The organism is Saccharothrix carnea (assembly GCF_003014735.1).
Taxonomy (GTDB): domain Bacteria; phylum Actinomycetota; class Actinomycetes; order Mycobacteriales; family Pseudonocardiaceae; genus Actinosynnema; species Actinosynnema carneum.
Genome location: NZ_PYAX01000030.1, coordinates 1 through 25,641 on the forward strand (window position 1 = coordinate 1; position 25,641 = coordinate 25,641).

The 25,641-nt window shown below is 72.0% G+C and carries 21 protein-coding genes; 13 read left to right on the top strand and 8 right to left on the bottom strand.

Translation table 11 applies throughout. The features are described from left to right. The first annotated feature begins 434 nt into the window (after positions 1 to 434). Together B0I31_RS41090 and B0I31_RS39220 are read left to right on the top strand one after the other, a co-directional pair. Positions 435 to 575, top strand: a complete 141-nt coding sequence (locus tag B0I31_RS41090; protein WP_181320771.1) for a hypothetical protein — start codon at positions 435 to 437, stop codon at positions 573 to 575. 337 nt (positions 576 to 912) lie between these two features. Further along, entirely contained in the window at positions 913 to 2,130 is a 1,218-nt protein-coding gene (locus B0I31_RS39220) for a PP2C family protein-serine/threonine phosphatase (RefSeq protein ID WP_106620453.1), read from the top strand. Between the two features lie 54 nt (positions 2,131 to 2,184). On the opposite strand, the gene B0I31_RS39225 is transcribed toward B0I31_RS39220, so the two are convergent. After that, the gene (locus B0I31_RS39225) at positions 2,185 to 2,601 is read right to left on the bottom strand and encodes an ATP-binding protein (protein ID WP_146174125.1); all 417 of its coding nucleotides are present in this window, start codon (positions 2,599 to 2,601) and stop codon (positions 2,185 to 2,187) included. 159 nt (positions 2,602 to 2,760) lie between these two features. Next, positions 2,761 to 3,318, bottom strand: coding sequence for an EF-hand domain-containing protein (locus B0I31_RS39230; protein ID WP_106620455.1), 558 nt, complete (start codon positions 3,316 to 3,318; stop codon positions 2,761 to 2,763). 84 nt (positions 3,319 to 3,402) lie between these two features. On the opposite strand from B0I31_RS39230, the gene B0I31_RS39235 reads away from it, so the two are divergent. From B0I31_RS39235 to B0I31_RS39255, 5 genes are all read left to right on the top strand, one after another. Beyond that, positions 3,403 to 4,461 (top strand): SDR family oxidoreductase, encoded by a 1,059-nt coding sequence (locus B0I31_RS39235; RefSeq protein ID WP_281262347.1) that lies wholly within the window; start codon positions 3,403 to 3,405, stop codon positions 4,459 to 4,461. Beyond that, complete coding sequence (locus B0I31_RS39240) at positions 4,458 to 6,137, top strand: fatty acyl-AMP ligase (RefSeq protein WP_106620457.1); 1,680 nt, start codon at positions 4,458 to 4,460, stop codon at positions 6,135 to 6,137. Before B0I31_RS39235 ends, B0I31_RS39240 begins: the two co-directional genes overlap by 4 nt. Further along, positions 6,130 to 6,375, top strand: coding sequence for an acyl carrier protein (locus B0I31_RS39245; protein WP_106620458.1), 246 nt, complete (start codon positions 6,130 to 6,132; stop codon positions 6,373 to 6,375). Before B0I31_RS39240 ends, B0I31_RS39245 begins: the two co-directional genes overlap by 8 nt. Positions 6,376 to 6,641: 266 nt before the next feature. Beyond that, a complete protein-coding gene (locus B0I31_RS39250; RefSeq protein ID WP_106620459.1) occupies positions 6,642 to 7,478 on the top strand; it encodes an alpha/beta fold hydrolase in 837 nt (278 codons plus the stop codon). After that, positions 7,471 to 8,034, top strand: coding sequence for a TetR/AcrR family transcriptional regulator (locus tag B0I31_RS39255; RefSeq protein WP_106620460.1), 564 nt, complete (start codon positions 7,471 to 7,473; stop codon positions 8,032 to 8,034). Before B0I31_RS39250 ends, B0I31_RS39255 begins: the two co-directional genes overlap by 8 nt. A gap of 37 nt (positions 8,035 to 8,071) precedes the next feature. Here B0I31_RS39255 and rhaS read toward each other — a convergent pair whose 3' ends face one another. The 5 genes from rhaS to B0I31_RS39280 form a co-directional block, all read right to left on the bottom strand. Then, the gene (rhaS, locus tag B0I31_RS39260; protein WP_106620461.1) at positions 8,072 to 9,145 is read right to left on the bottom strand and encodes a rhamnose ABC transporter substrate-binding protein; all 1,074 of its coding nucleotides are present in this window, start codon (positions 9,143 to 9,145) and stop codon (positions 8,072 to 8,074) included. Between the two features lie 47 nt (positions 9,146 to 9,192). Beyond that, on the bottom strand, positions 9,193 to 10,227 hold the full coding sequence (locus B0I31_RS39265; protein ID WP_106620462.1) for an ABC transporter permease: 1,035 nt from the start codon (positions 10,225 to 10,227) through the stop codon (positions 9,193 to 9,195). Next, a complete protein-coding gene (locus tag B0I31_RS39270) occupies positions 10,217 to 11,254 on the bottom strand; it encodes an ABC transporter permease (RefSeq protein ID WP_219911013.1) in 1,038 nt (345 codons plus the stop codon). The genes B0I31_RS39265 and B0I31_RS39270 overlap by 11 nt, the downstream gene beginning before the upstream one ends. Then, positions 11,251 to 12,750 carry a sugar ABC transporter ATP-binding protein gene (locus tag B0I31_RS39275; protein ID WP_106620463.1) on the bottom strand — a complete coding sequence of 500 codons (1,500 nt, stop codon included), beginning with the start codon at positions 12,748 to 12,750 and terminating at the stop codon, positions 11,251 to 11,253. The genes B0I31_RS39270 and B0I31_RS39275 overlap by 4 nt, the downstream gene beginning before the upstream one ends. Before the next feature lie 152 nt (positions 12,751 to 12,902). Then, the gene (locus B0I31_RS39280) at positions 12,903 to 15,296 is read right to left on the bottom strand and encodes a glycoside hydrolase family 95 protein (RefSeq protein WP_245950797.1); all 2,394 of its coding nucleotides are present in this window, start codon (positions 15,294 to 15,296) and stop codon (positions 12,903 to 12,905) included. Between the two features lie 327 nt (positions 15,297 to 15,623). Between B0I31_RS39280 and B0I31_RS39285 the strand changes: the two genes are divergently transcribed. The 4 genes from B0I31_RS39285 (at position 15,624) to B0I31_RS40235 (ending at position 20,285) form a co-directional block, all read left to right on the top strand. Then, the gene (locus B0I31_RS39285) at positions 15,624 to 16,127 is read left to right on the top strand and encodes a 2Fe-2S iron-sulfur cluster-binding protein (protein ID WP_106620465.1); all 504 of its coding nucleotides are present in this window, start codon (positions 15,624 to 15,626) and stop codon (positions 16,125 to 16,127) included. Next, the gene (locus B0I31_RS39290) at positions 16,124 to 17,113 is read left to right on the top strand and encodes an FAD binding domain-containing protein (RefSeq protein WP_106620466.1); all 990 of its coding nucleotides are present in this window, start codon (positions 16,124 to 16,126) and stop codon (positions 17,111 to 17,113) included. The genes B0I31_RS39285 and B0I31_RS39290 overlap by 4 nt, the downstream gene beginning before the upstream one ends. After that, complete coding sequence (locus B0I31_RS39295) at positions 17,110 to 19,194, top strand: xanthine dehydrogenase family protein molybdopterin-binding subunit (RefSeq protein WP_106620467.1); 2,085 nt, start codon at positions 17,110 to 17,112, stop codon at positions 19,192 to 19,194. The genes B0I31_RS39290 and B0I31_RS39295 overlap by 4 nt, the downstream gene beginning before the upstream one ends. Positions 19,195 to 19,256: 62 nt before the next feature. Continuing rightward, positions 19,257 to 20,285, top strand: coding sequence for an HNH endonuclease (locus B0I31_RS40235; protein ID WP_146174126.1), 1,029 nt, complete (start codon positions 19,257 to 19,259; stop codon positions 20,283 to 20,285). Between the two features lie 18 nt (positions 20,286 to 20,303). Here B0I31_RS40235 and B0I31_RS39310 read toward each other — a convergent pair whose 3' ends face one another. Next, positions 20,304 to 22,001, bottom strand: coding sequence for a cholesterol oxidase substrate-binding domain-containing protein (locus B0I31_RS39310; protein WP_106620470.1), 1,698 nt, complete (start codon positions 21,999 to 22,001; stop codon positions 20,304 to 20,306). 145 nt (positions 22,002 to 22,146) lie between these two features. On the opposite strand from B0I31_RS39310, the gene B0I31_RS39315 reads away from it, so the two are divergent. Further along, complete coding sequence (locus tag B0I31_RS39315; protein WP_106620471.1) at positions 22,147 to 23,250, top strand: serine hydrolase domain-containing protein; 1,104 nt, start codon at positions 22,147 to 22,149, stop codon at positions 23,248 to 23,250. A 121-nt stretch (positions 23,251 to 23,371) separates the two neighbouring features. Next, positions 23,372 to 25,636: an eCIS core domain-containing protein gene (locus tag B0I31_RS42425; protein ID WP_106620472.1), complete on the top strand. Its 2,265-nt coding sequence runs from the start codon at positions 23,372 to 23,374 to the stop codon at positions 25,634 to 25,636. Positions 25,637 to 25,641: the final 5 nt, after the last annotated feature.

Consider the following 25,641-nt stretch of genomic DNA (forward strand, 5'->3'; position numbering starts at 1 on the left):
GCTACACGCTCGACCAGGCCAGCTGCGTGCCGAGCGTCGTGAGCCGCACGGCGGGCGCCAACAAGGGCATGCCGGTGTCGAACGGCACCTGCTAGTACCAGGGCTTCGCACGGCGGCTACCGAGCCACACGGCCCGGTAGCCGCCGTCTCGACGTGAAGGCCCGAGCGCAGCACCGGCTGACGATCACCCGGTCCAGGATCCGTCACCAACGAGCGCGTCGAGTTCCACCAGTTGACGGTGCGCTGACAGCGCCGGTCGTCGGGGCGGAGTGGCACCCGCCCCGACGACCGGCCACCCACTACCGCACACGAAGTCGGACCGGGCACGTCCTCGGGCGTCGACCACCGCCGGATCGTCGGCGGTGCATCGCCCACTTCTCACACCACACAGCCCTTCAGGAATCCCAATCCAGGTAGAGCGCAGCCCCGCCGCGGTGGCGGTCGGCGTCATCACCCGCCTGCCCGTCACGACCACGAAGTTCGTCCGCACCCTCGTCCCCCTCATCCGCGCGTGTCGCGACGTGCGGGCTGAACTGCGCGAACGCGGTCATCAACGCGCGGACCGCGCCGAGTGACGATCTTGTCACGCAGGTGTGCGAGATCAGCGCGGCGTGCCCGTGGGCGGTGAAGGCACATCGGGAAGGCGGGACAGCCGATTGGACCACGCGTCCCCACCTCGACCCCGTGAGAAGCGTGCGCTCCGCCAGGTCGCGCAGCTTGCCGACCGGTCGACCGGCATGGTGGACGTCTCGTCCGCGGAGGTCCGATCGGCGGTCGGTAATGAGACGGCGGTGGGTTGTCGTATTACGGTGATGGGTGCGCCCACGTTGTTCCGCGCCGGCTCACATGGCCCCGTCATGTGCTCGTGCTGTTCTCCGGGTGTGGATCGGTGTCTCGGGACGGAGCGGGTGGATGACGGACGTACAGCGGTTGGCTCGGCGGCTACAGGTGTTGGAGGCGATCACCGACAGCGCGCTGCGCGAGCTGGACGTGGACAAGCTGTTCGAGGTGCTGCTGCACCAGGTGCGGGAGCTGTTCGCGGTCGACACCGCCACCGTGCTCCAGGTCGACTCCGGCGGCGGGCACCTGGTGGCCAGGGCGACCGCCGGCCTGGAGGAAGAAGTCCTCCAGGGGGTGCGGGTACCCGTGGGCTCCGGTTTCGCCGGCACGGTCGCCGATCGCCGCGAGCCGGTGCAGATCGACCACGTCGACCCCTCCACGGTGGTCAACCCCCTGCTGTGGGAACGCGGCCTGAGAGTGATGCTCGGCGTGCCGATGGTGGCCGAAGGCAGGCTGGTCGGCGTGCTGCACATCGGCAGCACGGTCGCGCGCCGGTTCACCGACGACGACGTCGACCTGCTCCAGCTCACCGCGGAACGGCTGGCCACGGCGGTGCAGCTGCACCGCTCGCGGTCCGAACTGGCCGCGGCGGCGTTGCTGCAGGACAGCCTCCTGCCCGGACGGCTGCCGACCACCTCCGACTGGGAGTTCGCGGCCCGCTACGTGCCCGGCGCGGAGAACGGGGTGGGCGGCGACTGGTACGACGGGTTCGAACTGCCCGACGACCGCCTCGGCGTGGTCATCGGCGACGTGGTCGGCAGCGGGCTACCGGCCGCCGTCGTCATGGGGCGGCTGCGCAGCGCCCTGCGCGCCTACGCCCTGGAGTTCCCCGACCCGGCGGTGGTCCTCGGCAAGCTCGACCGCAAGGCCAGCCACTTCGAGGCCCACACCATGGCCACGGTCGCCTACGCCGTGATCGACACCGCCACCGCCCGCGTCGACCTGGCACTGGCCGGCCACCTGCCACCGGTGCTGGCGGTCCCCGGCGAACCCACCCGCCTCGTCCACCCCCCGCTCGGACCACCCATCGGACACAACCTCGCCGTCACCGGCCGCCAGGGCACGACGCTGGACCTGCCACCCGACGCGCTGATGGTCTTCTACACCGATGGGCTGGTCGAACGGCGCGGCGTGGACCTCGACAGCCGCCTTGAGCAACTACGCCGACAGGTGACGTCGACAGCCGCGGAAACCGTCTGCGCCGGGATCATGGCGAGCCTGGTCGGCCACGAACCCGCCACCGACGACATCGCCCTGCTCGTGACCCGCCACCGCCCTCGACCCGCCTGACCGGTCCAGGCGGTCGCACGGTCCCAAGGACGCACCGCTTCGAACAACGAGGTGTCAGCGGCCGGTGGGGCCGCAGGTGGAGCTGTCGCAGGCGAGCACCGCCCAGACCGTCTTGCCGCCCTCGGCACGCCGGCGCACACCCCAGTCCTCGGAGTACACGGCGACCATCGCCACGCCCCGTCCCCTGGTGTCGGCGATGCTCGACCGCCCCAGCACCGGCGGGAGGTCGGAGGTGTCGTCCACCTCGACGTGGACCCGGCACGGGTCGGGACGGTGGAACACCCGGACGTGCGCCGGACCGGGAGCGTGGTCGACGACGTTGCTGACCAGTTCCGTGGTGACGAGCAGGACGTCGGACAGGTGATCCTCGTCCAGCCCGGGCAGCACGCGGGCGGCCCAGCGGCGCACGTCGGCCATGGTCGGGGCGTCGGGGCGGGCGGTGTCGAAGCGCAGCGGTTCGGGATCGGGCACGGTGAAGCCCTCCTGTCCCGGATCGGTGCGTCCCCGGCAGGATACGACGGTCCGGATGGTGCCGTATCGCACCACCCCGCGATCATCCGCCCGGATCCCGGGGTCGGCCCGCACCGTGCCGGGTGTGGTCGCGCGCGGTCCGCACCCGGCAGGTCCGGCTCAGACCGCGATCGGTCCGAAGATCCAGTTCCCCTTGGCGTCCTCCTCGGCGCTGCGGAAGAACTGCTCGTTGGCGGCGTGCAGTTCGGCGCGGTCGAGTGAGCCGTTGCCGTCCAGGTCGAGCTTGTCGAACGCGGCGTTGCCCGCCTCCTCGGACAGGCGGAAGGCGCTGGCCGCCATGCGCACGTACTCGGTCCTGGTGATCCGGCCGTCGCCGTCGACGTCCATCAGGTCGTAGAAGGCGTCGGCGACCGGTGCGATGTGCGTGCGGTAGCCCTCCTCGGATGTGGTCACGAACCGGTCCATGCCCGAGGAGTACTCGTCGACGTCGACGCGGTCGTCCCCGTCCGCGTCCATCGGGCGCGTGACCGCCTGCCACAACGCGTTGTAGCGGTCCCGGACGAGCTCGCTCTCGGGCGAGCCCGGCGCGTACCCGAACGCGGTGACGAGCCGGTCGGCCGAAGCCGTGTAATCCATTTTGTCGATGGTGCCGTCGTCATCCACGTCCAGCAAGGCGAAGAGGTGTGCGAGTTTTCGCTTCAGCAGTTCATTGAGCATGAGCTGTGACCCTTTCTCCGAGGTGCATTACCCTGGCAGGCGTGAACGCTACTGTCCACCATGCGACCGCGCGAAGGTTGCCGCATGGCTAATCATGTGGTAGATGGGGCCAATGGGTTTGTGGCTTCCCATCTCATCGGCGCGCTCGTGGCGCGCGGCGACTCGGTGTTCGCTTTGGCGCGCGCCAGTGAGGAAGTCGTCAGGAGGAAGCTCTCCGACGCCCTGGCCACGCTGCACCTGAACCCCGCCCTGGCGAAGGAAGTGCAGTACAGGGCGTTCTCGCTGGTAGATCCCGAGCTGGGACCGTCGGTGTCCGACGTGTTCGCCGAACCTTGCACCTACTGGCACAGCGCCGCCCTCATCACGTTCTTCCCGCGCCGCGAAACCGAGTTGCACGCCGTCAACGTGGTCGGCTCGGCCAACACCGTCGCCGCGTTCACCAGGCACGCGAAACCCGGTTCCCGGTACGTCCACGTCAGCACGGCCTACCAAAACGGGACCACTCACAGTAGAACGTTGGAGCAATGGCCCGCATTCGGCCACCCGTCCGAGTTCAGGAACGACTACGAGCACTCCAAAAGATTGGCTGAATTCGAACTCTCACGGACCGGACTAGCACGGAAGGGTGACGTGCTGGTCGCCCGGTTGGGCGTTATGGTCGGCCACTCCGGAACCGGTCGGGCGTTGTCCGACCTCGGAATCTACGACTTCCTCAGGGTCATCGCGCTGTTCGCGAGGCGCACCCCCGGCGAGCGCGTCCGCTTCGTGTGCCACCCGAGAGCGGCCCTGCACCTGACACCCGTGGACGGCACCGTGGACCGGATGCTGGCGCTGGCGAGCGGCCCGCTCGACCGGCCGGTGCGCCACCTCGTGCCCTCGGCCGCGGTGCCGGTGGCCGACCTGTTCGCCGCGATCTCCGCCCACCTGCCCGTCGAACTGGTCCCCGTGACCGCCGCGGACGTCGAAGCCGAGCCCTTCAGCAGGTTCGAGGCGATCGTCAACATGCGGTGCAAGTTCACCTCCCCCTACCTGCGCCACGAGTACGAGTTCGAGTCCCACGAGGACGCCCAGCCGCCGCCCGTCACACCTCGGATCCTCGACCTGCTCATCTCCTGGTACGTCCGCGAAGGGCTCCCCGAATGACGGACTTCGTCAGCCGCTTCCGCGCCCGTCCGCGCTCCGACCGGAAGGTCACCTACCTGTCCGACGGGCGTCCTGCGGCTGAACTGACCCACCTCGAACTCGACCGGAGGGCCAGGGCCGTGGCGTCCTGGCTGACCGGAGCCGGGATGGCCGGCAGGCCGGTGCTGCTGCTCTACCCCGCGGGGTTGGACTTCCTCGTCGCGTTCCTCGGCTGCCTGTACGCGCGTGCGGTGGCGGTGCCCGCGCCCCTGCCCCTGTCGAGCTCCTCGCGAGTGGACCGGGTGGACCGCCTGGCCGAGGACTCGGGTGCGCGGATGGTGCTCACCGACGAGGCGCACGTGGCCGTGCTGGGCGACCTGTCGGCGCGGACCTTCGACGAGACCGCCGCCGCCGGCTCCGGTGAGCCACCGGGGGTCGACGCCGACGCCGTCGCCTACCTCCAGTACACCTCCGGGTCGACCAGTCGGCCGCGCGGCGTCGAGGTCACCCACGGCAGCCTGACGCACAACCTGGAGCTGTTCGGGAAGATCAGCGGCGACGTCCCCGTCCGGCGCATCGGCGGCTGGCTGCCGCACCACCACGACATGGGACTCGTCGGGCTCCAGTTGCAGGCCCTGCACGCGGAAGCCGACCTGGTCCTGCTCTCCCCGGAGGCGGTGGTCGCCCGTCCGATCCGCTGGCTGCGCGCGATCAGCGACCACCGGGTGGACTGGACCGTGGCCCCCGACTTCGGCTACGCGTGGGCGACCCGCCGGATCGGCGACGAGGACCTCGACGGGCTCGACCTGTCCTGCCTGACGATGGCGGTCAGCGGAGCCGAGCCGATCCGGATCGCCACGCTGGACGCGTTCGCCGACAGGTTCGCGTCGGTCGGGTTCCGGCGCACCGCGCTGAACCCGGGATACGGGCTCGCCGAGTCCACTCTGGTGGTCACCTGCACCTCACGTGGTCTCGGACTGACTGTCCGCACGTTCACCGCGGCGTCGTTGGCGGCGGGCGAGGTCGTGCCCACGTCGGACACCGGTGGGGTGCCGCTGGTCGGGTGCGGCGAGCCGGGCGACATGCGGGTGCGCGTGGTCGACCCGGCCACGGGCGTCGAGGTGGACGACGGCACGATCGGCGAGATCAGGGTGGCCGGGCCCAGTCTGGCCGCGGGCTACCACGGCGACCCGGCCGCGACGCGCGCCACGTTCGTCACCGGCCCGGACGGCCGGTGGCTGCGGACCGGCGACCTGGGCTTCCTCTTCGAAAGGCAGCTCTACGTCACCGGACGGCTCAAGGAACTCATCATCGTCCGCGGCCGGAACCTGTACCCGCAGGACATCGAACTCTCCGCGCGGGAGGCGCACCCGGACGCGGGCCGCGGCGCCGCCTTCGGCGTGCGGGATGCCGAGTCCGGCGAGCACGTCGTGCTGGTGCAGGAGATGCGCCGCGCCTCGCAAGCCGATCCGGGCGGATTCACGGCTGCCGTGCTCGACGCCGTGACCGATCAGTTCGGCGTGCCCGTGAGCATCGTGGTCGTCCGGTCGAACACCATTCGCCACACCACGAGCGGCAAGGTGCGCCGAGGGCACATGCGCGAGCTGTTCCTCGACGACGGGCTGCAAGCACTGCACAGCGTGCTGTCACCCGCGGTCGCCGCCCTGGTCGCCACCTCGGCGGGAACCCGTGTCTGACGAGTCGTTGAGAGCCTGGCTCGTCGCCACCGTGGCCGGCTACCTCGAGCTGCGGACGTCGCAGGTCGGCACCGGGGTGACGCTGCGTTCACTCGGCCTCGACTCCGTGCACGCCATGGCGTTGTGCGTCGACATCGAAGATCGCTGGGGAGTCCTCGTGGAACCCACGCTCGCCTGGGACTTCCCCACCATCGACGCCATCGTGACGCACCTCGCCCCGCAGATCGACCGGCCGTGAGCCGGGCAGCCGGAGATCGCCACTCACCACGACAACCCGGGCCCGGCCGACGCAGTGGCACCCCCGTGCCGAAGACGTCGCGGTCGTGCGGGAACTGCGTCGGCTTCGCACCCTGGTCGCCCCAGCGGTTCACCTGACGAAGCTGGTGGAAGACGGCGATCTCCGCCGGAGTCGGCGCGGCGGTCGCACCCATGCCGGGTCGGGTTGACGGCTGCGGCTAATGCTATTAGCCTCTGAGCTACAGACATTAGCTACTAGGGGTGGACATGACGCAGTTCCTGGAGCTCGACGGCGGCCGGCTCGCCTACGACGTGATCGGCGAGGGGCCGCTGATCGTGCTGGCGCACGGCATGGGCGACAACCGGGCCGCCTACCGCGAGCTGGCCGTCCGACTGGCCGACGCCGGGTACCGGGTCGCGAGCGTGGACCAGCGGGGCCACGGCGAGTCCAGCACCGGCTGGGCCTCCTACAGCCGCACCGACTCGGCGGCCGACCTGCTCGCCGTGGTCCGGCACCTGGGCGGTCCGGCCGTGCTCGTGGGCCACTCGTTCACCGGCGGCTCCGTCACCATCGCGGCCGCGCAGGAGCCCGAGGCGGTCAGCGCCATCGTGCAGATCAGCCCGTTCACCCGGGCGCAGAAGGTCGACTTCGGCGGCCTGCTCGCCAATCCCCGCTACCGCAAGGGGATGGCGCTGCTCATGGGCGCGGGGCTGTTCCGCAGCGTCGGGCTGTGGAAGCGCTACCTCGACCACGCCTACCCCGGCGCCAAGCCGGCGGGCTTCGTCGAGCACGTCGCCGCGCTCGACGCGGACCTCCGCAGGCCCGGCCGGATGGCGGTGGTGGGCAGCATGGGCATGTCCCCGCCCACCGACGCGGGCGCCCGGCTCGGCGACATCCGCTGCCCCGCGCTGGTCGTCGAGGGCTCGCTGGACCCCGACTGGACCGATGCCCGGGCCGAGGGCGAGGGCATCGTGGCGGCCATGCCGCCGGGGTTGGGCCGGGTCGAGGTGGTCGAGGGGGCGGGCCACTACCCGCACGCGCAGTTCCCGGACGAGGTCGCCGCGGCGGTCCTGGCCTTCCTCGGGGCGGGCACCCGTGGCTAGGGCGGCGCTGTCCGCGGGCGCGGTGGTCGACGTCGCGCTGCGCCTGGTCGACGAAGAGGGCGCTGCCGCGCTGACCTTGGCGGCGGTGGCCTCCCGCGCGGGCGTGGCCACGCCGTCGCTCTACAAGCACGTCCGCAACCTGGCCGAGCTGCGCGCGCTCATGTCGGTGCAGATCATGGACGACCTGGCCGAGCGGATCGGCGCGGCGGTGCTCGGCCGATCCGCCGACGAGGCGATCCGCGCGCTCATGACGACCTGGCGCGAGTACGTGGTGGAGCACCCGCACCGCTACTCCGCGCTCGTCCAGGCACCCGAACCGATGGTGGCGCGGGCCGGGCAGCGGCTGGTCGACATCATGCTGGCCGCCCTGCGCGCGTACGGCATGGACGACACCGAGGCCATCCACGCGACCCGCTGCCTGCGCGCGGCCATGCACGGCTTCGCCGTGCTGCAAGCGGAGAACGCGTTCCAACGACCCGAAAAGCTGGACGAGACCTACGACCTGCTGATCCACATGGTGGTCACCGGCCTCCGGACACCCCTCCGCCGCACGTGAACCTCATCCACCGGCAACCGAGTGGCCGTCCACGGGCTCAGAAGTCGAACTGGTCGATGTTGGCCTGGTCGAACACGGCGGGCGGGCCGAGCACGATGACGCCGTCCTCACCGATGGTGTACTCGCCGAGCTTGCCCGCCTCGAGCTTCTCGCCCTGCGCGCCGGTGATCTGACCGGAGGCCAGCGCGGCGCCGGCGTAGGCGGCGAGGTAGCCGAGGTCGGCCGGGTTCCACAGGGCGAACGCCTCGACCGTGCCGTCCTTGACGAACTCGCGCATCTGGTTCGGGGTGCCGAGGCCGGTCAGCGCGACCTTGCCCTTGTACTCCGAGCCCGACAGGTAACGCGCCGCGGCGGCGACGCCGACCGTGGTGGGTGAGACGATGCCCTTCAGGTCGGGATAGGAGCGCAGCAGGCCCTGGGTTTCCTGGAACGACTTCTGGTCCTCGTCGTTGCCGTAGGCGACCGCGACGATCTCGATCTTGCTGTACTCGGGCTTCTTCAGCTGCTCGCGCATCAGTTCGATCCACGCGTTCTGGTTGGTCGCGTTCGGCGTCGCCGACAGGATCGCGATCTCGCCCTCGCCTCCGATCTGCTCGGCGATCAGCTCGACCTGGTTCTCCGCGATGCCCTCGCCGGTCACCTGGTTGACGAACACGTCGCGGCACTCGGGCTTGGTGTCGGAGTCGAAGGTGACGACCTTGGCACCCGCCTGCCGGGCGCTGTTGAGCGCGCCGCAGATCGCGTTCGGGTCGTTGGCGGAGGTCACGATGACGTCGGTCTGCTGCTGCGACAGCGTGTTGATGTAGCTGACCTGGGACGAGGCGCCGGCCTCGGAGGGGCCGACCTCCTTGTAGTTGCCCTTGAACTCCTCGACCGCGCTCTTGCCGCCCCCGTCCGCCACGGTGAAGTACGGGTTGTTCACCTGCTTGGGCAGGAAGGCCACGTCCAGCCCCTCGGTCAGCGGCGCGTCGGGGTCGGCCTGGCCGGTGGCCTGGTTGCCCGCGGGGTTGGTGTTCTCCTCGGACCCGCGGGTGGTGCCGCCGCAGGCGGAGACCGCCAGCACGGTAGCGGTGATCAAGCCGAGGCGCAGGGTGCGCTTGAGCTGGGACATCGGCGTTCCTCTCACGGCGGATCTCGCGATCGGGCGGGTTCGGTGGGTCAAGCCGGGTGCCGTGGTCGGCGTCGCAGGCGTGTTCGGCTCATCGCGACCACGTTGGGCACCACGACCGAGGCGATGAGCAGTCCGCCGGTCACGATGTTGAGCGTGTCGGCGGCGACGTCGGCGAGTTGGAGGGCGTTGCGGACGGCGCCGAGCAGCAGTACGCCGAGCAGGACGCCGAGGAGCGTGCCGCGACCGCCGAAGATGGAGACACCGCCGAGCAGGACCGCGGCGACGACGGCCAACTCCAGTCCCGCGGCGTTGTCGGCCCGCGCGCTGGCGAACCGCAGCGTCCAGTACACCCCGGCCAGGCCGGACACCGCGCCGGAGGCGACGAACAGCCAGAACTTCGCGCGGGCCACCCGGATGCCGGCGAACGTCGCCGCCTCGGCGTTGTTGCCCATCGCGTAGAGGGACCGGCCGAACGGCGTCGCGTGCAGCACCACGCCGAACACGACCGCGAGCACGATCGTGACCACCGCGGCCCACGGCACGGCGCCGTCGGCGACGGTGCTGCTCGCGGCGTCGGTCCACCGGAACGGGAAGTCGGCCACCGCCTGGTCACCGAGCACCACGAACGCCAGGCCCCGGTACGCGGCCAGGGTGCCGATGGTGACCGCGAGCGAGGGCAGCGCGAACTTGGTCACGAACACCGCGTTCACCGCGCCCAGCACCGCGCCGAGACCGACGACGAGCACCACCACCAGCTCCAGCGGCAGACCCGCCACCCACAGCTGCCCCATCACCGCGCTGCACAGCCCGAGCGTGCTGGCCACCGACAGGTCGATCTCGCCGGTGATGACGATCAGCGTCAACGGCAGCGCGATCAACGCGATCGCGACCACGTCCAGCAGCAGGAACTGGAAGTTCCGCCCACTGGCGAACCCCTCGACCAACACGCCGGCGACCACCACGACCGCGGCGAGCACCACGAGGAGCGCGGTGTCCCAGCGGACCAACGCGGAACGCAGCACCCCGTGGGTCGTCTCGGTCGGTGGAGCCGGAACGTTCACCGCCGCCGGGTCACCCGCCATGGGACGACCTCCCTCGCAAGCGGTTCGCCGCCCGGACGGCCAGCAGCCGGTCCAGTCCGATCGCGGCGAGGATGAGACCGCCCACGACGGCCTGCTGCCAGAACGGGTTGATCCGCAGCACCGCCAGGGAACTGCCGATGGTGGTCAGCAGGAGCGCGCCGAGGGCGGCGCCGTGGACGCTGCCGCTGCCGCCGAAGATGGCCACGCCGCCGACCACGGCCGCGGCGACGACCTGGAGTTCGATGCCCGTGCCGACAGTGGCGTCGACGGTGCCGAAGCGCGCCGCGTACAGCACACCGGCGAGACCGGCGAGGGCGCCGCAGAGCACGAAGGAGGTGAAGACCCGGCGCCCGACCGGGATGCCGGCCAGCCGCGCGGCGGCGGGTTCCGAGCCGATCGCGTACAGCTCGCGCCCGCTGCGGTAGGACCGCAGGTAGAAGCCGACGACCAGCATCACCACGACGGCGATGACAGCGAGCACGGGGACGCCCAGCACGGTCGCCGTGCCCAGGCCGAGGAACGAGCGGGGCAGGTCGGAGGCGTTGATCTGCCGGCCCTGGGCCCACGAGTGGTCGATGCCGCGGAACGCGTAGAGCGTGCCGAGGGTGATCACCAGGGCGGGCACCCGGGCCGCGGCCACCAGCACCCCGTTGACCACGCCGCACACCGCGCCCAGCCCGATGCCGGCAAGAACCGCGACCACGGTGGGCGTGCCCGGCGCGGAGCTGAGCAGCTTGCCGGTGGCGAACGCGACCAGGCCGAGCACCGCGCCGACCGACAGGTCGATGTTGCGGGAGATGATCACCACGGTCTGCCCGACCGCGAGGACCACCAGGATCGCCGCACCGAGCAGCAGGTCCCGCAGGCTCTGCGGGGACAGGAAGGCGGGGTTGTCCAGCGTGGTCACGAGCACGAGCAGCCCGAGCGCCACGACGATGCCGAACTCCCGCGCCAACCACAGCTGGTGGACGGACCGGGCCCTGCTCAACGCCGGTGGCGCGGTGGACACCGCCGGTCGGGTGCTCACGCAGCCGCCTCCTTCTGGCCGGTCGCCGCGAACATGACCGTTTCCTCCGTCGCCTCGTCACGGGACAGCTCGGCGGTGATCCGCCCTTCGTGCATGACGAGCACGCGGTCGGCCATCCCCAGCACCTCGGGCAGCTCGGACGACACCATGACCACCGCGACGCCGTCCGCGGCCAGCCGCGAGAGCAGCCGGTGCACCTCGGCCTTCGTGCCGATGTCGATGCCGCGGGTCGGCTCGTCGACGATCAGCACCCTCGGACCGGTCGCCAGCCACTTGGCCAGCACGACCTTCTGCTGGTTGCCGCCGGACAACGTGCCGACCGCGTCCGCCAGCCGCCCGTACTTGACCTGCAACCGCTTCGTCCACTCGCGCGCGGACCGGCGTTCGCGCCCGCCGCCGAGCAGGCCGAGCCGGGACAGCGGCTTCAGGCGGGTGAGCGTCGCGTTGCGCTCGATCGACATCTCCATCACCAGGCCCTGCTGGCGACGGTCCTCCGGCACCAGCGCGATCCCGGCGGCCACCGCGGCGGACGGCGAGCCCGCCACGAGCCGCTTGCCCGCCACCCGGACCTCGCCCGCGTCGTAGCGGTCGATCCCGAACACCGCGCGCACGACTTCGCTGCGACCGGCGCCGACGAGCCCCGCCAAGCCGACGATCTCGCCCGCCCGCACCGAGAACGCGATGTCGGAGAACACGCCGTCACGGGTCAGCCCGTCGACTTCCAGCACGACGTCACCGGGCTCGACGTCCTGCTTGGGGAACAACGTCGAGACGTCGCGCCCGACCATCCGCCGCACGACCTGGTCGACGCTCAGGTCGGCGACCGGATCGGTGGACACCCACGTGCCGTCGCGCATCACGGTGAGCCGTTGGCACAGCGAGAACACCTCGTCGAGGCGGTGCGAGCCGAACAGGACCGCGGCGCCCTCTTCGCACAGGGCACGCACCACCGCGAACAACCGCTCCACCTCGACGCTGGACAGCGCGGCGGTCGGCTCGTCCATGACGAGCACGCGGGCCCGCAGCGACAGCGCCTTGGCGATCTCGACCAACTGCTGGTCGGCGATCGACAGGCCACGCGCGGGACGGTCCGGGTCCAGGCGGACGCCGAGCCGCTCGAACAGCCGCGCCACCTCGGCCCTCATCACCGCCCGGTCGATGCGCCCGAACCGACCCAGCGGCTGCCTCCCCATGAAGATGTTCTCGGCCACGCTGAGGTCCGGGAACTGCACGGGTTCCTGGTGGATGACCGCGACACCGTGCTGCCGGGCGTCGCGCGGCGAGGAGAACCGCACCGGCTCGCCGTCGAGCAGCACCTCCCCCGCGTCCGGCCGGTGCTCGCCGCCGATGATCCGCACCACGGTCGACTTGCCCGCGCCGTTCTCGCCGACCAGCGCGTGCACCTCGCCCGCGTGCAGGGAGAGCGAGACGCCGCGCAGGGCCCGCACGGCTTGGAACGACTTGCTGACATCCCGGAGCTGGAGCAGTGGGCTCACGCTGACCTCGCTCCCCGCAGGCGGGCATGAAACGTTTCATTCCACGTGACCGACCGTATCCACGTCACTCCGGTCCGTCAAGGCGCCTGTCAGCTCCACCAGAGGCCCGGCGTGGGGTCAGAGCCGATCACACCCTGGCGTTCGCGGCGGGGTCAGGCGACCGCGACCACGTAACGGTGGCCGGCGCGGGCGGTGAAGGTGGTGGAGTCGCGGTCGGTGCGGGTCGGGACTTGGCGGCCGGTTCGGGTGTCGACCAGGCGGAAGTCGTCGGTGAAGAGGGTGCTGCGGACTGTGACGGGGCCGTCGTGGCCGGTGGTCAGGGTGATCTCCCGGGCCCTGCCCTCGGACCACCGGACGTCGACCGTGACGTCACCGCGGGCGCGCAGGCCCGTGTACGAGCCGGCACGCCACTCGCGGGGCAGGGCGGGCAGCACGTGCACCGCGCCGTCGTGGCTCTGCAGCAGCATTTCCGCCACGCCCGAGGTCGCGCCGAAGTTGCCGTCGATCTGGAACGGCGGGTGGGTGTCCCACAGGTTCGCGGTGGTGCTGCCGATCAGCTGCTCGGCCAGCATCTTGTGGGCGTGGTCGCCGTCGAGGAGCCGTGCCCAGAAGTTGATCTTCCAGGCCTTGCTCCACCCGGTGCCGCCGTCGCCGCGCGCGGTCAGCGAGGTCTTCGCGGCGGCGGCGAGGTCCGGGGTCGTGCGCGGGCTGATGCCGTTGCCGGGGAACAACGCGAACAGGTGCGACACGTGCCGGTGGGTGTTGGTGGGGTCGTCCCAGTCCTCCTTCCACTCCTGCAACTGGCCCCACGAGCCGATCCGCGTGCCGGGGTCGAGCCGGTCGAGCGCCTTGCGCACCTCGGCCCCGAACGCGGTGTCGCCCACGTCGTCGGCGGTGGAGACGACGTTGGCGAACAGCTGCCGGACGATCTGCTGCGACATCGCCGCGCCCGCGGAGAAGTCGCCGTGCTCGGGCGAGTAGCCGGGCGTGACGACGAGCTTGCCGTCGCGCGGGTCGACCACCAGCCCGTCGAGCCAGAACTGGGCCAGTTCCTTCAGCACCGGGTACGCCCGTTCGCGCAGGAACCGGCGGTCGCCGGTGAACAGGTAGTGCTCGAAGTAGTGCTGCGCCAGCCACGCGCCGGCTTCGGGGAACCAGAACGCGGTCGCCCAGTCGTGCACACCGGTGAAGCCGAACGGGTTGGTCTCGTTGTTGACCACCCAGCCGCGGCTGCCGTGCATCTCCCGGGCGGTGACCGCGCCCGGTTCGCGCAGCCCGTCCACGAAGTCGAACAGCGGCCCGGTGGTCTCGGCGAGGTTCGTCGTCGCGGCGGGCCAGTAGTTCATCTGCAGGTTGATGTTCACGTGGTAGTCGGCGCTCCACGGCGGCGTGACCGAGTTGTTCCACACGCCTTGCAGGTTCGCGGGCAGCGAGCCGGGCCGGGACGAGGAGATCAGCAGGTAGCGGCCGTACTGGAAGTACAGGGCTTCCAGCGCCCGCCGGGCCGGGGCGGACGCGGTGGCGTAACCGCGCAGCAGCTCGTCGGTGGGCACGTCCGCCGGCCGCTGCCCGAGGTCCAGGCGAACCCGGTCGAACAACGCGCGGTGGTCGCGCAGGTGGGCGTCGAGCAGCCGGTGCCAGCCCTGGGCGGAGGCGGCGTCGACGGTCCGCTGGACGCGGTCGTGCGGGTCCGGCCCGCGGTAGGTCGGGTAGTCGGCGGCGTAGTCGGTGCCCGCGGCGAGCACCAGCACCGCGCTGTCGGCGTCGGCCACGGTCAGCGTGCCGTCTGCGTTGTCGGTGCGGGTGCCGCCGCGGTTGAGCAGTCGGAGCTGCGATTCGAAGCGCATCCCGTTGTCGTGCAGCGCTCCGGTGAACGTGGCACGGCCGCCGGTCGCCGTGGTGCGCCGCGAGCGGTTGTCCGGCGCGGTGATCGAGGCGGTGAAGCCGATCCGGCCGGGCCGGTCGGCGGAGAACCTGGCCACGATCACGCCGTCGACGGCACTGGCGAAGTACTCCCGGGTGTACCGCACGCCGTCCGCCCGGTACGACACCGAGGCGACCGCGCGGGTCAGGTCGAGGTCGCGCCGGTAGTCGGTGACCTCGGCGGGCGGGTCGGTGAGAGCCAGGCCCAGTTCGCCGAACGGCTGGTAGGCGCCGAAGCCGCGGCGGGGCTGCCCCAACGCCGCCGCGACGGTGTCCGGTGCGACCCGGTGCTCGCGCTCGACCAGCTCCCGGACGTGCCGGAGCGCGTCCGGCCGCGGGCTGGTCCAGTTGCCGAAGTCGTAGCCCTGCGCCGAGCCGGGGCCACCGGTCCACAGGGTCTTCTCGTTGAGCTGCACCCGTTCCCGCGCCACGGCGCCGAACACGCCACCGCCGAGCGCGCCGTTGCCGATGGGCAACGACTCGGTCTCCCAGTCGGTGGCGGGCTCGTCGTACCAGAGCGTGAGCGCCCGCTGGTCCACCCCGGCCACCGCCTCTTCCACGTCGGGGGCGGCGACGCCGAAGGCCAACCCCGCGACGACGACCGCCGCCACACTGCCGCGCATCCGTCTCATGCTTGCGTGACGGTAACAAGAGATCCGACCTGTGGGTACCCGTTGTGCCGAGATTGGCCTACTCGTCGCAGTGACTGGCGACATACATCGGATGGCTCGACCGTCAGTACTGCACGACCAGCACCGGGTCCTTCGGCGTGAGGGACGTCCGATCGCGGCCCTCGGACCGTCTGGCCGGCGGTCTTTCCTCTCAGAAGGAGCGCACGCGCGGGATCAGGGATTCAGCGGAACAGCGCCGTCACCCGTTAGCCGCGTCTTGGGTTGGCGCCGACCTGGACGGGAAGCCCCGGGGCGTGCCGAGTCGGAGGAGCCGGGGCCGTGGACGGTGACATCGAGCTGCGCGTGGACGGGCGGCGCAGGCGGCTGCGCGTGGACACCAGGACGACGTTGTTGGACGCGTTGCGCGACGGGGTCGGGGCGACCGCGCCCAAGAAGGGCTGCGACCACGGCCAGTGCGGCGCGTGCACGGTGCTGCTGGACGGACGCCGTGTCATCACCTGCCTCGCGCTGGCGGTGGCGCACGACGGGGCGGAGGTCGTCACGGCCGCAGGGCTCGCCCGCGGCGACCGGCTGCACCCGGTGCAGGAGGCGTTCCTGGAACGGGACGCGCTGCAGTGCGGGTTCTGCACGCCCGGCCAGGTGTGCTCGGCGGTCGGTGTGCTGGACGAGGTGGCGGCCGGTCACCCGAGCGCGGTCACGGCGGACCTGACCGGCCCGGTGGAGCTGACCGACGACGAGATCCGCGAGCGGATGAGCGGGAACCTGTGCCGGTGCGGCGCGTACGTCACCATCGTGGACGCGGTGCGGGACGGTGCGCGGTGATGCCGTTCGACTACCGCCGCGCGCCCGATCCCGAGAGCGCCGTCGCCGCCGCGACCGGGTGGGCCGGGGTGGCGTTCCTGGCCGGCGGCACGAACCTGGTCGACCACCTGAAGCTCGGCCTCACCTCGCCCGAGGTGCTGGTGGACATCACCGGGCTGCCCCTGGACGAGGTGGAGGAACTGCCGGACGGCGGGCTGCGGATCGGCGCGACCGTGCGCAACGCCGACCTGGCCGCGCACCCGGTGGTCCGGCGGGACTACCCGGTGCTGGCGCGTGCGCTGCTGTCCGGCGCGTCCGGCCAGATCCGGAACCTGGCCACGACCGGCGGGAACCTGCTGCAGCGGACCCGGTGCGTGTACTTCCAGGACCTGACGACGCCGTGCAACAAGCGTGAGCCGGGCACGGGGTGTTCGGCGATCGGCGGCTACACCCGGCACCACGCGATCCTGGGCGCCTCCGCGCACTGCGTGGCCACGCACCCCTCGGACATGGCGGTGGCGATGGCGGCGCTGGACGCGCAGGTCGCCGTGCTGGGCACCGGCGGGCGGCGGGTGGTCCCGCTGGTCGAGCTGCACCGGCTGCCCGGCGACGAACCGCACCGCGACACCGTGCTGGCGCCGTCCGACCTGATCACGTCGGTGGATCTGCCGCCACTGCCGCCGGGCACGCGGTCGCTGTACCGGAAGGTGCGCGACCGGGCGTCGTTCGCGTTCGCGCTGGTGTCGGTCGCGGCCGTGCTGCGGGTCGAGGACGGCGTGGTCGAGGACGTGCGGATCGCGCTCGGCGGTGTGGCGCACAAGCCGTGGCGCGCCCGGCGGGCGGAGGACGTGCTGCGCCGCGAACCGGCCGACGAGGAGGCTTTCCGGCGGGCGATCGACGCGGAGCTCGCGGGCGCGGCGCCGTTGGAGGGCAACGGTTTCAAGGTGCCGCTGACCCGCAACGCGGTGGTGTCCGCGCTGCGCGAGCTGAGCCGGGAGCAACGATGACCGACCTGCGGCGACCGCGCGTGCTCGGCCAGTCGCCACGCCGGGTGGACGGCCCGGCCAAGGTGACCGGCACCGCGCGGTACGCGGGCGACCAGCGCGTGGTGGACCCCGCGTACGTGCACCTGGTGCAGGCCGCTGTCGCCCGCGGTGTGCTGACCGGAGTGGACGTGAGCGCCGCGCGGCTCGTGGACGGCGTGCTGGCCGTGCTGACACCCGACAACGCGCCGCGCCTGGCGTCCACAGAGGACGCCGAGCTGGCGGCCTTCCAGTCGCACGACATCGCGTTCCGCGGCCAGGTCGTCGCGGCGGTGGTCGCGCGCACCCGGGAGATCGCCCGGCAGGCCGCGGCACTGGTGCACGTCGAGATCGACCACGAGTCGCACGACGTGCACCTGAGCGCCGACCGCGACGACCTGTACGCACCGGAGCAGGTGAACACCGGCGCCGCGACCGACACCGAGCGGGGTGACGTCGCCACGGGCCTGGCGCACTCGCCGTTCACGCTCGACCAGACCTACACCACCGCCTGGTACAACAACAACCCGATGGAGCCGCACACCACCACGGCCCTGTGGCTGGACGGCGACCTGGCCCTGTTCGACTCCACGCAAGGCGTGCACACCACCCGTGAGGCGACGGCGAAGGTCCTCGGGCTCGAACCGCGGCACGTGCACGTGATCGCGCCGCACGTCGGCGGCGGCTTCGGGTCCAAGGGCACGGCGCACGTCCACGTGGTCATCGCCGCGATGGCCGCCCAGGCGGTGCCCGGCACACCGGTCAAGCTCGCGCTCACCCGGCAGCAGATGTTCGCCCTCGTCGGCTACCGGACGCCCACCGTCCAGCGGGTCCGGCTGGGCTGCGACGCGGACGGGCGGCTGGCCGCGATCGCGGTCGACGCGGTCGGCCAGACGTCCCGGATCAAGGAGTTCGCCGAGCAGACCGCCGTGCCGAGCCGGATGATGTACGCCGCGCCGAACCGCCGCACGACCCACCGGCTGGCCGCGTTGGACGTCCCGGTCCCGGCGTGGATGCGCGCACCCGGCGAGTGCCCCGGCATGTTCGGGCCGGAGGTGGCGGTGGACGAGCTGGCGAGCGCCTGCGGCGTCGACCCGGTCGAGTTCCGCGTCCGCAACGAGCCGGCCGTGGAGCCGGAGTCGGGCAAGCCGTTCTCCAGCCGCAACCTGGTCGCGTGCCTGCGCGAGGGCGCCCGCCGGTTCGGCTGGGAGCACCGCGATCCCGCGCCGCGCGCCCGCGAGGAGGACGGGTGGCTCGTCGGCACGGGCGTGGCGGCGTCGACGTACCCGGTGACCCGGACCCCGGGCTCGTCGGCCACGATCCGCTGCACGGGCCCCGGTCGCTACCGGGTGCGGATCGGCGCCGCCGACCTCGGCACCGGCACGTGGACGTCACTGGCGCAGGTCGCGGCGGACGCGCTGGGCGTGGACTTCGGCGACGTGGAGCTGCTGATCGGCGACACGTCGTTGCCCAGGGCGTCGGTGGCGGGCGGTTCGTCCGGCATCACGTCGTGGGGCTCGACCGTGGTGGCCGCGGCCGAGGCGTTCCGCGAGGAGTTCGGCGCCGACCCGGCCGAGGGCGACGAGGCGGGCGCGGAGATGCCCGAGGGGAGCGACGAGTACGCGATGCACGCGTTCGGCGCGCAGTTCGCCGAGGTGCGGGTGCGCGTCGACACCGGCGAGGTGCGGGTGTCGAGGCTGCTCGGCGTGTTCGCGGTCGGCCGGGTGGTGAACCCGCGGCTGGCCCGGTCGCAGCTCGTCGGCGGCATGACCATGGGCCTGTCCATGGCGCTGCACGAGCACAGCGTGGTGGACGAGCGGTTCGGGCACGTGGTCAACCACGACTTCGCCGAGTACCACATCGCCACCAACAGCGACGTGCCGCGCGTGGAGGCGCACTGGGTCGAGGAGCACGACCCGCACACCAATCCCATGGGCACCAAGGGCATCGGCGAGATCGGCATCGTCGGCACCGCCGCCGCGATCGTGAACGCGGCACACCACGCGACCGGCGTCCGGGTCCGCGACCTGCCCCTGACGCTGGACCACTTCCTCGACCGCCCCTGACGGCGTCACCCACTCGGGTCGACTTCCGGTCCGCGCCGACGCTCCCGGGCCACGATGGGGCGATGCGAGAACACCAGGAAGTCGTGGACGACCGGCACGAGGAGAAGCCGGCCCGACCTCCCGCGGCCGGGGTCGGTCCGGTCGGCTTGGTCGGCCTGCAACAGGCCGCGGGCAACCACGCGGTCACCCACCTCGTCCAGCGGATGAAGCGGCAGTGGAACCCGTCCGGTGAACGTGACACACCGTTCCCGCCGGTCCCATCGGGTCAGCAGGCACCCGGGCAACCGACACCGACACCGGCACCCGGTCCGCCGACGAAACGGGCGAGAACCACACCGGCGGCTTCCACCCCGGCACCGATCCCCACGACCACCACGACCACCACCCACAGCCCCGCACCGATCACGACCACCACCCCGAGCCCCGCTTCGACCACGGTGATGCCGCCCCTGACCGCCCCCGCGGGGAAGGTGCCCCGCACGATCACGCCGTGGCAGAGGCCCAAGAGCCCGTCGCTCGCCGTGCTGCCGGACCGGGCCGCCCGGAAGAGGTCGGCCGAGGCGATCCGGAAGGAACAGGTCCTCCGTGCCAGCTTGAAGGAGGTCCTGAAGACGACTCCGCAGCGGTACTCGGAGAAGAAGCGGGCGACGGTCTACCAGTGCGAGATCTGCCTGGAGTACGCCCGGAAAGCCCACTTCTCCGCAGACCACAAGAAGCCCTGGGCGGAAGTGGTCGCGGACGACTTCGCCGGCTACGAGACGCCGAAGACGCCGAACGACATCCGCAAGATCTACAACGACCTGGACAACCTGCGGGCCGTTCACCAGGGGTGCAACAACAAGCGCAACGCCAACCGCAGCACCGACTCGGCGGTCGCCGCCAAGGTCGTGACGGCGCCGCCGGTCGGCGGGGTCGGTCCGGGCCGCGCGGTCAAGGAGCTGGCGTCGACCATGACCACGGCGCAGTTGGGGTTGGCGTACGACTACCTGTTGGCCATCCAGGCGGGCACGATCACGACCGGACCCGCGACAACGACAACAACGACGACAACCACTACTGCCACTGCCACTGCCACTGACGACACCACCTGAGCCGTCCCGTCGAGCGCGTCAAGGCAGCAGCACGTCCAGGAACGGGTTGCTGAACACCCGGTGCGGGTCGAAGGCGTTCAACGCGGCGAGCGCAGCGTCCCAGCTGGGGTTCGGCCCCTGGCGGTAGGTGTCGGGGACGGTGGAGGTGAGCACGGTGTGGTCGGCCCAGGCCGCCTGGTCGGTGTAGGCCCAGCCCTTGGACCACTCGGCCCGGGTCGCCGCGTACGAGCCGGTGTACCGGGTGAAGAAGAACTGCTCCAGCTCGCGGTAGAACGCCGCCGCACCCGGCGCGGTCGGGAACGTCAGCACGTCGAACCACACCGCCACGTCCCACTCGGGGTGGTCCTCGCGCGGCCGCACGGCCGACAGCAGCGGCGTCCGCGCGCCGGGCACGTCCACGTGCGCCGGGTCGTCCAGGCCGCCGACGCGGATCTCCACCTGGCCGGTCACCGGGAACAGCCCACGCCTCTGGTAGGACCGCAGGAGGTCTTCGTAGAACGCGGCGAAGTCGCTGACCACGCGCTGGACCTCGGCGCGGCTGGTCAGCACCGCGTACCCGTTCGCGGTCTCGCGCAGGGTCGTCGGCTTGACGTACAGCAGCAGGTTCTTCGACGCGCCCCACAGGTCGGTGCTGAGCGTGGCGGTCAGCCCGGTGGCCGCGGTCGTGTACTGCAACTGCCCGAACGTCGGGGTGAGCGCCCACGCGCCGGTGATGAGCAGGTCGGCGAGGTCGGAGACCGGCTTGGGGACGTTGTCGGAGAACGGGTAGTTGTACGGCGTGAAGACCTGCCGGGAGGTCGGCGGCTTGGTCGGCGCGACGCTCCACGTCTTGAGCCACGGGCGGTCGGTGAAGGCGAACCAGATCGCCTCGATCCGACCGGCCTGGTCGAGGAAGCTCGCGAACGTGCGGGTCGCGCCGCTGCCCGGTGGTGCGAACAACTCGCTCGCCGGGATGTCCACCCGGCTCACGCAGCGCAGGTTCCGGTTCGCGCCGACGCGCAGCGTGACCTCGGTCAGGAACGCGCGGCCCACGTGGGTCAGCAGCGCGGCGCACTCGGGTTCGTCGCGCCGGAACGTGCGCAACCGGTACTCGCCGCCCTCCCACACCACGGCGGTCAGCGAGATGATCATGTTGCTGAGCGAGCCGTAGGTGTGGCCGGGCGGCCGGGTCTCGCCGACTGCCGGGACGGACGTGCCGTGGCCGTTGATCGCGAGCACGCCGCCGATGGTCAGGTCACCCGGCGCGGGGGTGTTGGTCACGCCGAGGCCCGCGTCCTCCAGGAACGCCAGCAGGTCGTCCATCGACGCGCCCGTCTGCGCCCGGACCGCGTTCGGCAGCACGGTCATGGCCGTGAGGTGCCGGGTGGTGTCGACCAGCACGACGCGGTCCGCGCCGGTGGTGGCGGCGGTGACGGTGAGCGGCGCCCACCCGTGCCGGAAACCCCTCGGCCGCAGGGTGAACCCCTGGCCGTGGGCCCAGTTCGCGAGGAGCACCACGTCGGCCGGGGTCCGCGGGGCGCACGTCCACAGGTCGTCGGTGCGGATCTCGCCCGCCCAGTTCTGGTAGGCCTGCCGGTACAGGTCGATCCCCGGCGGGAACGCGGGCGGCGGGTCGCCGGCGACCTCGCCCGGTGCCAGCGCGGCGACCGGTAACCAGGCGACGGCGGAGGCACCGAGGAAACGGCGGCGGGAGAAGGCATCGCCGAAGTGGCTCATGAGCCGACCATAAGTGCGCCTGTCGCGGGCCGCCCGTCGCCGGAGTGAGGTTGGTCCGAACAGGGCAGCGGGGTCGTCTCGGTTGGTTCTCCGTTGGGCAAGAATCCGGTCGCCCGGCACGGGCCGGTGGCGTTACGTTCCACCGGTGGCGGAGATCAGCGGCACGTGCGACGACCGGTTCCGCGCGGTGCGGGACGCCTTCGCGGCGTCACTGGACGGGGATGACGTGGGCGCGTCGGTCGCGGTGCACGTGGACGGTGAGCCGGTGGTCGACCTCTGGGGCGGGTACGTCGACGCGGTCCGCACCAGGCCGTGGGAACGCGACACGATCGTCAACGTCTGGTCCACCACCAAGACGATGGTGGCGCTGTGCGCGTTGATCCTCGCCGACCGCGGCGTGCTCGACCTCGACGCGCCGGTCGCCCGGTACTGGCCCGAGTTCGCCGCCGAGGGCAAGGACGGCGTGCTGGTGCGGCACGTGCTCGGCTACACCGCCGGTCTGCCGACGTGGACCGAGCCGATCACCGTGCCGGAGCTGTTCGACTGGGACGACGCGACGGCACGGCTCGCCGCGCAGCCCGCCCGGTGGGAACCGGGGACGGTCGGCTGCTACCACCCGTTGACGCAGGGATTCCTGATCGGCGAGGTGATCCGCCGGGTCACCGGGCGCGGCGTCGACGCGTTCTTCGCCGAGGAGGTGGCCGGGCCGCTGGGCGCCGACTTCCACCTCGGCCTGGCCGTCGAGCACGACCACCGGGTGGCGCCGGTGATCCCGCCGCCGGGCACGTCGGACAGCGCGGCACCGGGGTTGCCCGGTGAGCGGCCCAACCCGACGATCGTGGCGGAGGACGCGAACACGGTGGCGTGGCGACGGGCGGTGATCCCGTCCGCGGGCGGGCACGGCAACGCGCGGTCGGTGGCGCTGGTGCAGTCGGTGCTGGCGTGCGGTGGTGAGGTCGGCGGCGTGCGGCTGCTGTCGGAGGCCGGGTGCCGGCGGGTGCTGGAGGAGCAGTTCCGGGGCGTGGACCACTACCTGGACGTGCCGATCCGGTACGGGCTGGGCTACCGGGTGGAAGGCAGGACGTGCTCCTGGGGCGGGTGGGGCGGTTCGGTCGTGGTGGCCGACCTGGACACCCGGATGACGGTGTCGTACGTGATGAACCAGATGCTGGACCAGGGCTCGCTGGGCGACAGCCGCGGCCTCGGGATCGTGCTGGCCGCCTACGACGGGCTCGCCGCCGCGGCCTGAGCGCGTCTTCCTGCCCGATGGGGCAAGGGTTGTGCCCCGCCGTTGCCCTGTAGGTCCTTCCCCGGTCGACCGCGTCCGGTGACGCTGGTGTGGCGTGCCGGCTGCGGGGCGGAGGAACGACATGCGGGATCACCGGGTGCCCGGACGGGTCGGGGAGCGGGCGGTGCGGCGGGCGGTCCCACCGGGCCGGGCGCGTCCGGCGGACCCGGCCGAGCCGCTGTCCGCCGCGTCGGTGCTGGCCTTGCAGCGCACCGTGGGCAACGCGGCGGTGGCGAGGTCGCTGGCCGGACGGGACGTGGACGTGCAGCGGCGGGCCGTGGGCGTGCGGCCGGAGGTCGACGTTCAGCGGCGGGCCGTGGACGATGTGCTGCGTTCGGCGGGCAGGCCGTTGGACGACGGGGTCAAGGCGGACATGGAGTCGCGCCTGGGCGCGGACTTCTCCGCGGTCCGGGTGCACACCGACGCCAAGGCGCACGCCGCGGCGGAGTCGGTGCGGGCGAAGGCGTTCACCTCGGGCAGCCACGTCGTGTTCGCGCAGCGGCAGTTCGACCCCGCGTCCACCGCGGGCAGGCGGATGTTGGCGCACGAGCTGGTGCACGTGGTCCAGCAGTGGTCCGGACCGGTGGCGGGCCGCGACCGGGGTGACGGCCTGCGCGTGTCCGACCCGGCGGACGAGTTCGAGCGGCAGGCCGAGTCCACCGCGGCGGAAGCGGTGTCCGGCCACGCGCACGACCTGGCACCCGCGGCGCGCGGTGCCGTTGCGACGGCGCACGTCCCGGTGCAGCGCGTCTCCGACGACGAGGAAGAGGAAGAGGAGGACGACGGGCTGCCCGTGATGGCCACGGACGAGTTCGAGTTCACCACTTCCCACTCCAGCCGGTACGGCAGGCGGGTGCGGGACGGCTGGCGCGTGGTCCAGGAGGAGCCGGACCCGATCCCCGCGTTGACCCCGTCCCGTGACCGCACCGTGGCGATCCGGCGGGACGTCGCCCAGCCCAAGGAGTTCTTCGCCACGAAGGCGGTCGTCACCAAGGCCAACCAGGACCTGGCGCGGGTCGGCGCCCACGTGGAGTTGGCGGAGGGATCGTTCGACGTCCCGCCGCCGCCCGGAGGCCGGGAGAAGCTCGTGGTGGTCCGGCCGAAGCTCCAGCTGCCGCCCTCGGAGCCCGGGAAGTACGCGGACCTGGTGAAGGACCAGTGCGTCGAGGTGGCCGAGCAGATCCTCCGGCCCCTGACCCATCTCGTCTTCCGGGGACCCACCGGCGCGGCGTCCACCGCCGACCTCGACCTTAAGAAGGGCGAGGACAACGCGGCCCGCCTCGCCGGGGCGCTGACCGGCAAGCACCCGCCGCGCGACCCGCGGGAGGCGGCGCGGGCGGCGGGGCGCGGCGACGTCCCCGACCGCCCGGGCCTGGCGTACGGGCCGCAGCGGTTCGCCCCCGAACTGGAGGAGCTGACCCGCCGGATCGGGATCAACCGGCACGCACGGGCCATGGTCGGCGAGGCGTACACCACCCAGCGGGTCAACGCGGGCCCCGGAGCAACACCCGGCACCCACGTCCACTTCACCGGCTCCCACCAGGCGGCGGACATGATGACGCGCTGGCCGTACCACTACGCGGCCGTGGTCGCCGAGAGCCTCGACCGCCACGACCAGATCACGCTGGAGAACATCACCCGCAGCGGGACCGGCGAGCAGTTGGACCAGGAGCTCACGGCCTGGATGCGGGACAACTTCCCGGACGAGATGGCCAAGCACGCCCGGGAGGCCCAACAGCTCCTGCTCGCGGAGTACCCGATCACGGACCCGGACCCGGCGATGGTCAGGTTGCAGGAGAACCGGCGACGCGGCGGGCTCGTGCCCCAGTTGATCGGCCGGATGCTGGCCTCCTACCAGGGCTACGAGCGGTTGACCGTGCAAGAGGCCCACGCCCGGTACAAGCGGATGCGGGACGACACGAACCTGGAACCGTCGCGCATGTGGTACTTCCGGATGGTGAGCCCCGGCACGGACGAGGCCTTCTACGAGCACGAAACCGGTGAGGCCAACCCGATGACCATGGTGGCCGCGTTCGTGCCACCGCCCGGCAGGGTCACCGTCGACCTGGCCCCCGGCGCCGAGGCGCCCACGGCCGGGAACGACCGCCGGGCGCTGAGGACCTTCGCGGCACAGGTGAACGCGCTGGTCGAACGGGGGTTCACGCCGGAGGTCCAGGTCGTCGCGTCGGTCGCCGACAGCGGGGTCCGCGCGCGGTTCCTCGGGCACACCCGCAAGAACAACGTGGTGGACCTGCTGGCGTCGCGCATCGACAAGAACCTCGTCAAGTCCCGGTCCGAGGTCGGCACCGGTCACGACCGGGTGACGGTGTCGCTGTCGCTGACGTAGTGGCG